Origin of the sequence: Amycolatopsis orientalis DSM 40040 = KCTC 9412 (genome assembly GCF_000478275.1) — a bacterium.
Taxonomy (GTDB): domain Bacteria; phylum Actinomycetota; class Actinomycetes; order Mycobacteriales; family Pseudonocardiaceae; genus Amycolatopsis; species Amycolatopsis orientalis.
This window is the reverse complement of the sequence record NZ_ASJB01000061.1, coordinates 50515-61808: the sequence shown is the minus strand read 5'-3', so window position 1 is coordinate 61808 and position 11294 is coordinate 50515. Positions and strand designations below refer to the sequence as shown.

The window sequence follows — 11294 nt, the reverse complement described above, 5'->3', positions numbered from 1 at the left end:
CGCCTCTGCGAGAATCATCGGTGTGAGTGCCGCCGAACGGACGAAACCCACGTGGGCGAACTGGGTGCGCCGGACCGTGGCGGGTGTGCTGCTGGTCGTCCTCGCGGTGATCGGCGGGACGGCCTTCCGGGTCTGGCAGGTCGCGCGGGAGGACGTGCGCGACCAGGCCGACGTCATCGTGGTGCTCGGCGCGGCCCAGTACAACGGCAGGCCGTCGGAGATCTTCGAGGCGCGGCTGGCCAAGGCGAAGACGCTCTACGACCAGGGCGTCGCCAAGACGATCGTCACCGCGGGCGGCAAACGGGCCGACGACAACTACACCGAGGCCCAGGCGGGCGCGCGGTGGCTGCGCAAGCACGGCGTCCCCGAGTCGGCGACCCTCCCGGTCGGTGAGGGCAGCGACACCCTGCGCAGCCTGCGGGCGGTCGCCGAGCAGGTGCGGAAGCGGGGCTGGAAGACCGCCGTGCTGGTCAGCGACCCGTGGCATTCCTTCCGCGCCCGGGTGATGGCCGACGACCTCGGGCTGGAGACCTGGACGTCGCCCACCCATCGCGGTCCGATCGTGCAGACCCGCGAGACGCAGGCGCGCTACATCGTCCGCGAGACCGGCGCGCTGCTGTACTACCGGCTCACGAAGTCCCCGGCGGACGCTCTGTTCGGTACCGGCGAGGTCTGACACCCGATACGTGTCGGTGATCGCGCTTAAGCTTGGCTGGTGAGCGACATCTACACCCCGGCCGACACCGCGCGCCTGCTGCCCGAGCGGCCCAAGGGCGCGGCGCTGGAAGGTGCCGAGGACGGGCGGAGCGCCTTCGCCCGTGATCGGGCGCGCGTGCTGCATTCCGCGGCCCTGCGGCGGCTGGCCGGCAAGACCCAGGTGGTCGGCCCGGGGGAAGGTGCCGAGGTCAGCGGGGTGCCGCGCACCCGGCTGACGCATTCGCTGGAGGTCGCGCAGATCGGCAGGGGTATCGCGGACGAGCTGGGCGCGGACCCGGATCTGGTCGACACCGCCGGCCTCGCGCACGACATCGGGCATCCGCCGTTCGGGCACAACGGCGAACGCGCGCTGGACGAGGTCGCGCAACCGTGCGGGGGCTTCGAGGGCAACGCGCAGACTCTGCGGATCCTGACCAGGCTTGAGCCCAAGGTCCTGCTGGAGGGCGGGGTCGTCGGCGGGTTGAACCTCACCCGCGCCTGCCTCGACGCCTCGACGAAGTACCCGTGGCAGCGGGAGGAGGGCAATCCGAAGTACGGCGTCTACGCCGACGACGCCGAGGTGTTCGCGTGGGTCCGCGAGGGCGCGCCCGAACGGCGCACGTGCCTGGAAGCGCAGATCATGGACTGGTCCGACGACGTCGCGTATTCGGTGCACGACGTCGAGGACGGGGTCCTGGCAGGCCGGATCTCGTTGCAGGTACTGGCCGACGCCGAAGAACGCGCGGCGGTGGCCGAGGCGGCGCGGAGGTTTTCGGACCAGTCGCAGTCCACTTTGGAGGGTGCGGCGAAGGAACTGCTCGACCTGCCGGTGGTCGCGGAGCTGACCAGGCCCGGCCTCGACGGATCGCTCAAGGCGCAGGTCGCGCTGAAGCGGCTGACGAGCGAACTGGTCGGCAGGTTCGCGACGGCGGTCGTCGGCGCGACACGGAAGGTGCACGGCGAGGGCCCGCTGAGCCGCTACTCGGCGCAACTGGTCGTCCCGGAGCAGGTCGCGGCCGAGGTCGCGCTGTTCAAGGCACTCGCGCTCCGGTACGTGATGAGCGACAGGCGGCGCCTTGCCATGCAGGACGGCCAGCGCCAGACGCTCGCCGAACTGGTCAGGGCGCTGTGCCGCCGCGCGCCGGACGCGCTGGACGGCCTGTTCCTGCCCGCGTGGGAGGCGGCGCCGGACGACGCGGCCCGCCTGCGCGTCGTCGTCGACCAGGTGGCGTCGCTCACGGACGCGCAGGCCTACGCGTGGCACGCCTGGCACACCGGCCGCCACGGCTGAGTGCACACGCGACTTCCGGACAGGAGACGGACGGGCCCGTGCACGGTACGGTCTGCGGCATGGGCGCTGTCGAGAGCCACCTCCGGTTTGGTCTGGACCTCTACCGAGTGCTGGCGAGCCGCGCGGAGAACGCGTGTTTCTCGCCGTACTCGATCGCGAGCGCGCTCGGCCTGGTGACCCAGGCCGCCAAGGGCAGGACCAGAGACGAGCTGATCGCGCTGCTCGGCGACCCGGACGAACTCGCCGACCTGCTGGGCAAGGCCTCGGCGCTGCTCGACGACGGCCCGGAACTCGCGGTCGCGAACACGCTCTGGGCCTGGGACGGCCTCCCGATCGAGGACTCCTTCCGCGAGGAACTGGCGACGTGGCCGGGCGGCAAGGTCGCCAGTGCCCCGTTCCGCGCCGATCCGGAGGCCGCGCGGCGGCTGATCAACGCCGACGTCGCCGAGGCCACCCACGACCTGATCCCCGAACTCCTGAAGCCGGGGAACGTCGCGCCGGACACCGTCGCCGCGATCGTCAACGCGCTGTATCTCAAGACCGCGTGGAACAACCCGTTCTCGCGTGACAACACCGCGCCCGCGGACTTCCACGCGCCGTCGGGCACGCGTCAGATACCGACCATGTGGCTGGAAAAGCAGCTCGACCACACCCACGAGGACGGCTGGCAGGTCGTCCGCCTCGGCGCCGAGGGCGGGGTCGAGGCGATCGTCCTGCTGCCCGACGGCGACCTCGACGACGCCGAACTCGATCCCGGCAAGCTGGCCCGGCTGCTGGAGAACACCCGGTCCAAGACGCTCAGCCTGTCGCTGCCGAAACTCGAGCTCGACGTCGCCAGCCCACTGACGGAGAAGCTGCAGGACCTCGGCGTCCGGACGATGTTCACCGCCAGCGCCGACCTCACCGGGCTCGCCGACGACGACAGGCTCGAAGTGTCCGAGGTCGTCCACCAGACGGTGCTCCGCATCGACGAACAGGGGCTCGAAGGCGCCGCCGCGACCGCGGTGCTGATGCGGCTGACGTCGATCATGGTCGACGAACCGCTCGAGGTCACCGTCGACCGACCGTTCCTTCTGCTGGTGAGGCACGCCTCGACGGGTGTGATCTACTTTCTCGCCCGCGTAGTCGAGCCGTGAGGATGGTCAGTGAGTCTTTTCCAGGCTGAGGCGGCCGAGGCGGAGGCCGAGGAGACCCCCACGCGACCTCGCCGGTTCACCGGTGCCGACGCCGCCATCATGGGCGGCTTCCTGCTGTTCGCGTTCCTGCTCTACAACGGGTTGTGGCTCGACCTCGAAGAGGGCTACCTCTGGAACAGCGCGTCGGACCAGAACCTGTGGGAGTGGTTCTTCTCCGTCACCGCGGACAACGTGCTGCACCTGAAGAACCCGCTCACGACCCAGTTCCAGAACCATCCGCTCGGCGTGAACCTGATGGCCAACACGGCCATGCTCGGCGTCGGCATCCCGCTGGCGCCGGTCACGCTCACCTTCGGCCCGACGGTCACCTGGGCGATCGCGCTCACCGGCGGTCTCGCCGGCACCGCCGCGGCCTGGTACTGGGTCTTCTCGCGGCATCTGGTCACCCACCGGGTCGGCGCGGCGATCGGCGGCGCGTTCTGCGGCTTCGCCCCGCCGATGATCTCGCACGGCAACGCGCACCCGAACTTCGTCGCCTGGTTCGTCCTGCCGTTCATCGCGCTGCAGGTCTTCAAGATCGCCCGCGGCGAGCGACCGGTCCGCAACGGGATCTTCCTCGGGCTCCTGGCGGCGTACCAGATCTTCCTCGGCGAAGAGCCGCTGCTGATCTTCGCGATGGCTTTCGCGATCTTCGCCGTCGCCTACTTCGCGACGAATTACCGCGAGTTCCCGCCGATGGCGAAACCGCTGGGGATCGGGGTCGGCGTCGGCGTGCTCGTGGCGCTGGTGCTGTGCGCTTACCCGTTGTGGTGGCAGTTCTTCGGCCCGCAGAGCTACCAGGCGATCGAGCACGGTCCCGTCGGGAACGACACGGCCGCGTTCACCCGGTTCGCGACGCAGTCGGTCGCCGGGCAGCCGCAGGCCGCGGCGGACGTGTCGATGAACCGTACCGAGGAGAACGCCTTCTTCGGCTGGCCGCTGATCGTGCTGATGGTGGTGATCACCGTCTGGCTGTGGCGCGAGGTGTTCGCGCGGGCGCTGGCGATCTCGATGTTCGTGATGGCGTGGCTTTCGCTCGGCGTGCAGCTCGTCGTGGTGCACGAGGAGACCGGGATCCCGGGGCCGTGGAAACTGCTGTCGGAACTGCCGCTGTTCGAGTCGCTGCTGGAATCGCGGCTCGCGATGGGCTGTATCCCGCTCATCGGCGCGCTGCTGGCGTTGGCGACCGAGCGCGTCTACGCGGTCGCGTCGAAACTGCCGGAAGTGCCGGGGGAGCGGCGGTTCCCGTTGCGGTTGGTGTGGATCGGCGTCGTCATCGCGGTGCTGCTGCCGATCGCGCCGACGCAGCTGATCGTGAAGGACCGGCCGCCGACGCCGAGGTTCCTCGCCGACGGCACCTGGCGGACCTACGTCGGACCGGGCGGCACCGTCGTGCCCGTGCCGTTGCCGAGTTCCGGTGAATCCGAGCCGCTGCACTGGCAGATCGACGCCGGACTCGGCTATTCGATGCCGGAGGGCTACTTCGTCGGGCCGAGCGAACCGGAGGACAAACGCGGCCGCTACGGCGCCATCCAGCGGCCGACGTCGATCATCTTCGACCAGATCAAGCAGACCGGTGTGCCGGCGACGATCACCGAAGCGCAGCGAGTGCAGGCGCTGGAGGACCTGCGGTACTGGAACGCCGACGTCCTCGTGCTGATCCCGCGCGAACACCAGGACGCCTTCCGGGCCACCGTGGACCTGCTCCTGCGCAAGCCCGCGGAGTTCATCGACGGCGTCTGGATCTGGGACGTCCGGACGATCACCCCCTGACTCCTCCCGCGTTTTAGTCCTCTGGATGCGGTAGTCGCGCACGCAAGCAAAGCATCCAGAGGACTAAACGCGGGGGTGGAGGGACGGCTCGTCCAAGGACAGGGCCGGATGCTCGTTGAGCCAGACCGTGCCGCGTTCGAGCCGGGTCGCGACTTCCACGACGTGTTCCTCGTCCGTACCCCACACCGATCCGCGCGAGCCGGGTGCCGTGGCGTTCGCCAGTCCGACGGCTTCGTCCACTGTGGAGCATCGCACGATCGGCAGTGCCGGGCCGAACTGTTCCTCGCGCACCACGCGCATCCCGTCGTGCGCCTCGGCGAGGATGGCCGGGGCGAAGAAATACCCCGGCCCGCCGAGCGGCCCGCCGGTGACGATCCGCGCGCCGTCCGTCCGCGCTTCCTCGACCAGACCCGCGACGCGGTCGTACTGACGGCGGTTGTTCACCGGGCCGAGCTGCGTCCCGGCTTTCCGCCCGTCGCCCACCACGGTCCTCTCCGCCAAGGCCGCGAGCGCCTCGACCACGCCGTCGTACGCGGATCCGACGGCGTAGACCCGTTTGACCGCCATGGAGAGCTGCCCGCAGTTGGCGAACGCGCTCCAGAACAGCCTTTCCGCGATCGCGCCGGGATCGGTGCCGGGGAGGACGATCGCGGGATCGTTGCCGCCCCGTTCCGGCGTCAGCCGGTTCAGCCCGGGCGCGGCGGCCAGCCGCTCACCGAGCGGATCCCGCCCGGTGAGCACCGTCAGCACTCCCGGCGGCAGCACCTCCGCCAGCATCCGGCCCAGGTACAGGGTGGTGAGCGGGGTGTGCGGCGACGGTGTGAGCACCACCGTGTCACCCGCGGCGAAGGACGGCGCGAGGTGCGCGGCGGCCAGGCGCACGGGGAGGTGCCACGGCGTGATCGCCGCGACCGGGCCGTGGCCGGCGGGCTGCCTCGCACCGGCGGAATGCCGGAACCGCGCGGCGGCCTCGGCGAACTCGTCTTCGGCTTCCCGCAGGGGTTTCCCCTGTTCCTCGGTCAGCACGGGGGCCAGCACGGACGCGGCCTCTTCGACGACGACCGCACACGACATCAGCGCGGCGTGCCGGTCCGAGGCACGCCAGGCGGGCCAGGCCCGGACGGCGGCCCGTACCGCTTTGTCGACTTCGGCCGGGCCGGCGTCCGGGACGGTCGTGATCGGCCGCCCGGTCGCGGGATTCTCGACGGCGAGCCTCGGATGGTCCATGTGTTTCCTCCGGTGGGGAGAGTGCGGAGGGATCGCCGAAGAGACCGATGTGACGGCATCGGTGGTATCGAAGGAATCGCGGAGCGTAAGCGTACCTTCGTTGATCGAATGGGGGTTCCGGCGAAAAGGCTAAATCCGGGCCAGTCGCGACAGCGTGGCCCACGTCACCGGGGAGCGCCTGTCACGTCCGCGCCCGCCGCCTCGTCCACCTTTCGATCGCAACCGCACGAGGAGGACACCATGCCGCGCATTCCCGCCGTCAAGACCGCCGAAGCCGGCTTCCTGCTGAAGCTGATCTACCGGTTCGCCGGAAAGCGGTTCGGCGCCGTGCCCGAGCCGATGGCCGTCTACGCGCACCATCCGGCGCTGCTCCGGGCGAACGGCATGCACGAGATGCTGGCGGAAAAGGCCAGCAAGACGCTGCCCGCGAACGTGCGCGAGCTGGCCGTGTACCGCGTCGCGACCCAGCTCGGCTGCTCGTGGTGCATCGACTTCGGGACCATGCTGCAGCTGCACGGAGGACTCGACATCGAACGGCTGAAGAACATCGACGACTACGCGGAGTCGCCCGCCTTCACCGGCCAGGAACGGCTCGCGCTCGCGTACGCCGACGCGATGACCGCGAGCCCGGTGACCGTCACCGACGAGCAGGTCGCCGAACTGGAACGCGAGTTCGGCCGCAAGGGCGTCATCGAGCTGACCTACCAGATCGGCCTGGAGAACATGCGTGCCCGGATGAACAGCGCGCTCGACATCACCGCGCAGGGCTTCACCTCGGGCGACGCCTGCCGGATCCCGCTCCCCTGACCCCTCGCGCCCCCAAAAAACATGCGTTTCGTCCTCTGAATGCGGTAGTTCGCACCGCCGACTACCGCATTCAGAGGACGAAACGCGGTCAGGCGCCGACGCGGGACCTGGCGGTGGTGAGCTTGTCCGGGTTCGCCATGTCGTAGATCGCCACGATCTTCCCGTCGCGGATCGCGAACGCGTCGACGTGCTCGTCGAGCGCCCGGTAGTCGCCGGAGGCGGCCTGCGGCGGGAGATAGACCCCGAGGTCGCCGTTGACCAGCGCGAACCGCGCCTTGTCCATCGCGGCCGGGTCGTACATCCGCATGAGCCCCTGGAACAGCCGGGTGACCTTGTCGAACCCGTCGACCGTGCGCACCGCGGTGCGCGCCTTGCCGCCGCCGTCGCCGATGAGGACGACGTCGGGATGCAGCACCTCGGCCACCGCCTGGATGTCGCCGGTGAGCATCGCGGTCATGAACTTCTCGATGATCTGCTGCTGCTCGGCGAGCGCCGTCCGGGGCGGCGGATCGGCGTCCGCGACCGCGCGGCGCCCGCGGGACCCGTGCTGCCGCGCGGCCTCCACGGTGCAGCCGAGGATCCCGGCGATCTCGCCGAACGGCACCGAAAACGCGTCGTGCAGGACGAACGCGACGCGCTGCTCGGGGGTCAGCCGGTCGAGGACCACCATCGCCGCCATCCGCATCCCGTCGTCGCGGACGGCGATGGTCAGCGGGTCCTCCGAGGACGGTGTGCCCAGCGGGCCGAGGACCGGCTCGGGGAGCCATTCGCCGACGTACCGCTCGCGGCGCACCACGGCCGACCGCAGCCGGTCGAGGCAGATCCGGCTGACGACGGTGGTCAGCCAGCCTTGGTGGTCCTCGATCTCCGCGCGCCGGGCCTCGTCCAGCCCGCTCAGCCGCAGCCAGGACTCCTGGACCGCGTCTTCGGCGTCGGACAGCGCGCCGGTGAGCCGATAGGCGACCGACACCAGATGGGGGCGCAGTGTGGCGAACTTCCCGGCGACTTCGTCCAAGGCGGTGGTCATTCCCCGAGTGTGCCGCACCGGGCTCCGGGAGGAAGAACTACAGTAGGGGTGTGGCAGGACGGATTCGGGAAAGCGACATCGCGGAGGTGCGCGAGCGCAACCGGATCGACGAGGTCATCGGTGATTACGTGGCCCTCCGCAGCGCCGGCGGCGGCAGCCTGAAGGGGCTTTGCCCGTTCCACAACGAGAAGACCCCGTCGTTCAACGTGCGCCCCACCCACGGCACCTTCCACTGCTTCGGCTGTGGCGAGGGCGGTGACGTGATCAAGTTCATCCAGAAGATGGATCTGATCTCGTTCGTCGAGGCCGTCGAGCGGCTCGCGGACCGCGCGGGGTTCCGGCTGACCTACGAAGGCGGCGGCGGGAGCGTCCAGCGCGATCGCGGCACCCGCGCCCGGCTGATCGAGGCGCACCGCGCGGCACAGGAGTTCTACGCCGAGCAGCTGCTCACGCCGGACGCGCGCGCCGCGCGGGACTTCCTGTCCGAGCGGGGTTTCGACGCCGCCGCCGCGCAGACGTTCGGCTGCGGTTACGCGCCGGCGGGCTGGGACAAGCTCACCAAGCATCTGCTCAACCGCGGGTTCGAGGTCAAGGAACTGCTCACCGCCGGACTGGCCAAGGAGGGGCAGCGCGGGCCGATGGACCGGTTCAACCGGCGGCTGCTCTGGCCCATCCGCGACGTCGGCAACGAGGTGGTCGGGTTCGGCGCGCGGCGCCTGTACGACGACGACCGCGTCTCGGCGAAGTATCTGAACACCTCGGAATCGCCGATCTACAAGAAGTCGCAGGTGATGTTCGGCCTCGATCTGGCCAAACGCGAGATCGCGAAGCGGCACCAGGTCGTCGTGGTCGAGGGCTACACCGACGTCATGGCGATGCACGCCGCCGGGGTGCCGACGGCCGTCGCGTCGTCGGGGACGGCGTTCGGCGAGGATCACATGAAGGTGCTTCGCCGGCTGATGATGGACGACGACGCCTTCCGCGGCGAAGTGATCTTCACCTTCGACGGTGACGAAGCGGGCCAGAAGGCGGCGCTGAAGGCATTCGAAGGCGACCAGACCTTCGCCGGGCAGACCTACATCGCGGTCGCCCCCGACGGCATGGACCCCTGCGAACTGCGGCTCGCCAAGGGCGACACCGCCGTGCGCGATCTCGTCGCGCGCCGGATCCCGCTGTTCGAGTTCGCGATCAAGAGCATGCTCAAGGCCTTCGACCTCGACTCGGTCGACGGGCAGGTCGCGGCGCTGCAGAAGACCGTCCCGATGGTCGCGGGTATCAAGGACCGCGCCAGCCGTGACGGCTACGCGTCGAAACTCGCCTGGTGGGTCGGCTGGCAGGACGCGGCGCAGGTGGTGAACCGGGTCCGCGGCAGCGCCGGTGCCACGGCGAAGCGGTCCTCCACCATCGAGGTCCGGCGGCCCGCCCAGGCGGCCACCGCCACCATGGAGGAGGACCTGCCGAGGCCCGCGCCCGGCGACCCGCGTTTCATCGCGCAGCGGGAGGCCCTCAAAGCGGCGCTGCAGCAGCCGATGCTCGCCGGGGCGGAGTACGACGCGCTCCCCGAGGACGCGTTCACCCATCCGGTGTACATCGCCCTCCACAAGGCACTGCTGGCCGCCGGGGGAGCGGGTTCCGGGCTGACCGGCCCGGCCCTGCTCGACGCCGCCGCCCCGCACTGTCCACAGGGGACGGTGCGGCGGGTGCTCAGCGAACTTTCGGTGGAACCGCTGCGCGCCAAGGGTGAGGTCGACTCGCGCTACATCTCCGCGCAGCTCGCCGCGGTGCAGGAGAGTCTGGTCGGCCGCCAGATCAACGAGATCAAGTCGAAGCTCCAGCGGCTTTCCCCGGTCGAGGCGCCGGACGACTACCGCGCGCTGTTCGGCGACCTCGTCGCCCTCGAGCAGTACCGGAAAGCGCTGAAGGAACAGGCCATCGGCGGATTGGACTGAGTGCTCATGGGCTGGCTGCGTCACCTGCTGGGTGACCGTGTCCCGGCGGATTTCGACGGCACGCTGGACGACGGCGAACATGTCGTCGGGAGCGCGGCGGTCGAGGGCGGCGGCTATCTGCTCGTCACGCCGCTGGGGCTCTGGATTCCCGGGCCCCGCCGGGTCGGCTGGCATCTGGTCGGCAAGGCCGCGTGGTCCGACGGGGTGCTCACCCTGACCGAATCCGAGGAGACCGGCACCGCCGGGAAGGCCGTGCTGCTGGCCGACAAGGCGCCGGTGCGGTTCAAGCTTCCCCGGCCGGGGAAAGTGCCGCTCCTGCTGCGGCAGCGGGTCGACGGCTCGGTCCGGGAACGGCACCGCAAGGACTACGGGACCGGGGGAGCGTGGTTCGTCGAGCGCAAGGTCCCCGGCCGGGACGGCACGGTGCTGCAGGTGCGGCCCGATCCCGGCACCGACGTCGACCTGGTCAAGGCGATCGCCGAGGAAGCGGCGGAGAAACTGGCCAAGCCCCGCAGCTAGCAGTACGCTCGTACTGTATCGCTGGGAGGCGCCATGTGGGATCCGGTCAAGTACCTCGACTACGCCGAACTGCGGGCCCGGCCGTTCCACGACCTCGTCGCGCGCATACCGGCCGTGAAGCCCCGCCGGGTCGCCGACCTCGGCTGCGGACCCGGCAACCTGACCGCCGGCCTGGCCGAACGCTGGCCGGACGCGATCATCGAGGCGAGTGACAGTTCCCCCGAGATGGTCGAGGCCGCGCGCTCGCGAGGCGTGGACGCGCGGGTCCTGGACGTCAACGCCTGGGCGCCGGAGCCGGACACCGACGTCGTCATCTCGAACGCCGTCCTCCAGTGGGTCCCGGAGCATCGCGTGCTGCTCCGCCGCTGGGTGGAGCGCCTGCCGTCCGGGGCGACGCTCGCGTTCCAGGTCCCCGGCAACTTCGACGCCCCCTCGCACGCCCTGGTCCGCGCCCTCGCGCGCACCGAGGAGTGGGCTCCGCGCCTCGCCGACGTCGTCCTGCGGGAGAACGAGGCCGTCGACAGCCCGCTCGGCTACGGCAACCTGCTGGCCGACGCCGGATGCGCCGTGGACGCCTGGGAGACGACGTACCTGCAGCGGTTGTCGGGGGAGAACGCTGTCCTCGAATGGATCACCGGTACTTCGCTCCGGCCGGTCAAGGAGGCCCTCCCGGGGGCCGATTGGGACCACTTCCGGGCGCAGATCGCGCGCGAACTGGACAAGGCCTATCCGCCGCGTCCCGACGGCACCACCTGGTTCGAGTTCCGGCGCGTCTTCGTGGTCGCCGTCGTCCCCTGACCGGGGGGCTGAAGGGGCCCTTCGCCGCATCT

10 protein-coding genes are annotated in these 11294 nt (G+C 70.3%); 8 read left to right on the top strand and 2 right to left on the bottom strand.

Going from position 1 to position 11294, the window contains the following annotated elements; genetic code table 11:
- Nucleotides 1-22: 22 nt before the first annotated feature.
- The 4 genes from L324_RS19860 to L324_RS19845 are packed head-to-tail and all read left to right on the top strand — an operon-like array spanning nucleotide 23 to nucleotide 4935.
- On the top strand, nucleotides 23-676 hold the full coding sequence (locus L324_RS19860) for a YdcF family protein (protein ID WP_037310436.1): 654 nt from the start codon (nucleotides 23-25) through the stop codon (nucleotides 674-676).
- A gap of 39 nt (nucleotides 677-715) precedes the next feature.
- Entirely contained in the window at nucleotides 716-1987 is a 1272-nt protein-coding gene (locus tag L324_RS19855; protein ID WP_173426382.1) for a deoxyguanosinetriphosphate triphosphohydrolase, read from the top strand.
- A gap of 59 nt (nucleotides 1988-2046) precedes the next feature.
- Nucleotides 2047-3123: a serpin family protein gene (locus tag L324_RS19850; protein WP_037310434.1), complete on the top strand. Its 1077-nt coding sequence runs from the start codon at nucleotides 2047-2049 to the stop codon at nucleotides 3121-3123.
- 9 nt (nucleotides 3124-3132) lie between these two features.
- Nucleotides 3133-4935 (top strand): hypothetical protein, encoded by a 1803-nt coding sequence (locus tag L324_RS19845; protein WP_037310431.1) that lies wholly within the window; start codon nucleotides 3133-3135, stop codon nucleotides 4933-4935.
- A 63-nt stretch (nucleotides 4936-4998) separates the two neighbouring features.
- Here L324_RS19845 and L324_RS19840 read toward each other — a convergent pair whose 3' ends face one another.
- Entirely contained in the window at nucleotides 4999-6162 is a 1164-nt protein-coding gene (locus L324_RS19840) for an aldehyde dehydrogenase family protein (protein WP_037310430.1), read from the bottom strand.
- A 240-nt stretch (nucleotides 6163-6402) separates the two neighbouring features.
- On the opposite strand from L324_RS19840, the gene L324_RS19835 reads away from it, so the two are divergent.
- Nucleotides 6403-6969, top strand: a complete 567-nt coding sequence (locus L324_RS19835; protein WP_037310427.1) for a carboxymuconolactone decarboxylase family protein — start codon at nucleotides 6403-6405, stop codon at nucleotides 6967-6969.
- Between the two features lie 88 nt (nucleotides 6970-7057).
- Here the strand turns inward: L324_RS19835 and L324_RS19830 are convergent, their stop codons facing one another.
- The gene (locus tag L324_RS19830) at nucleotides 7058-7996 is read right to left on the bottom strand and encodes a sigma-70 family RNA polymerase sigma factor (RefSeq protein ID WP_037310424.1); all 939 of its coding nucleotides are present in this window, start codon (nucleotides 7994-7996) and stop codon (nucleotides 7058-7060) included.
- A gap of 50 nt (nucleotides 7997-8046) precedes the next feature.
- Between L324_RS19830 and dnaG the strand changes: the two genes are divergently transcribed.
- From dnaG to L324_RS19815, 3 genes are read left to right on the top strand one after another with little or no spacing between them, the layout of a single operon-like run.
- On the top strand, nucleotides 8047-9945 hold the full coding sequence (dnaG, locus tag L324_RS19825; protein WP_037310423.1) for a DNA primase: 1899 nt from the start codon (nucleotides 8047-8049) through the stop codon (nucleotides 9943-9945).
- Nucleotides 9946-9951: 6 nt separating this feature from the next.
- Nucleotides 9952-10464: a hypothetical protein gene (locus L324_RS19820; protein ID WP_037310803.1), complete on the top strand. Its 513-nt coding sequence runs from the start codon at nucleotides 9952-9954 to the stop codon at nucleotides 10462-10464.
- Between the two features lie 33 nt (nucleotides 10465-10497).
- A complete protein-coding gene (locus L324_RS19815; protein WP_037310420.1) occupies nucleotides 10498-11262 on the top strand; it encodes a trans-aconitate 2-methyltransferase in 765 nt (254 codons plus the stop codon).
- Nucleotides 11263-11294: the final 32 nt, after the last annotated feature.

Excerpts from the sequence above, each read along its gene's own strand:
- L324_RS19850 (WP_037310434.1), top strand. The coding sequence starts at position 2,047 with ATGGGCGCTGTCGAGAGCCACCTCCGGTTTGGTCTGGACCTCTACCGA.
- L324_RS19840 (WP_037310430.1), bottom strand. The coding sequence starts at position 6,162 with ATGGACCATCCGAGGCTCGCCGTCGAGAATCCCGCGACCGGGCGGCCG.
- L324_RS19835 (WP_037310427.1), top strand. The coding sequence starts at position 6,403 with ATGCCGCGCATTCCCGCCGTCAAGACCGCCGAAGCCGGCTTCCTGCTG.
- L324_RS19830 (WP_037310424.1), bottom strand. The coding sequence starts at position 7,996 with ATGACCACCGCCTTGGACGAAGTCGCCGGGAAGTTCGCCACACTGCGC.
- L324_RS19820 (WP_037310803.1), top strand. The coding sequence starts at position 9,952 with ATGGGCTGGCTGCGTCACCTGCTGGGTGACCGTGTCCCGGCGGATTTC.
- L324_RS19815 (WP_037310420.1), top strand. The coding sequence starts at position 10,498 with ATGTGGGATCCGGTCAAGTACCTCGACTACGCCGAACTGCGGGCCCGG.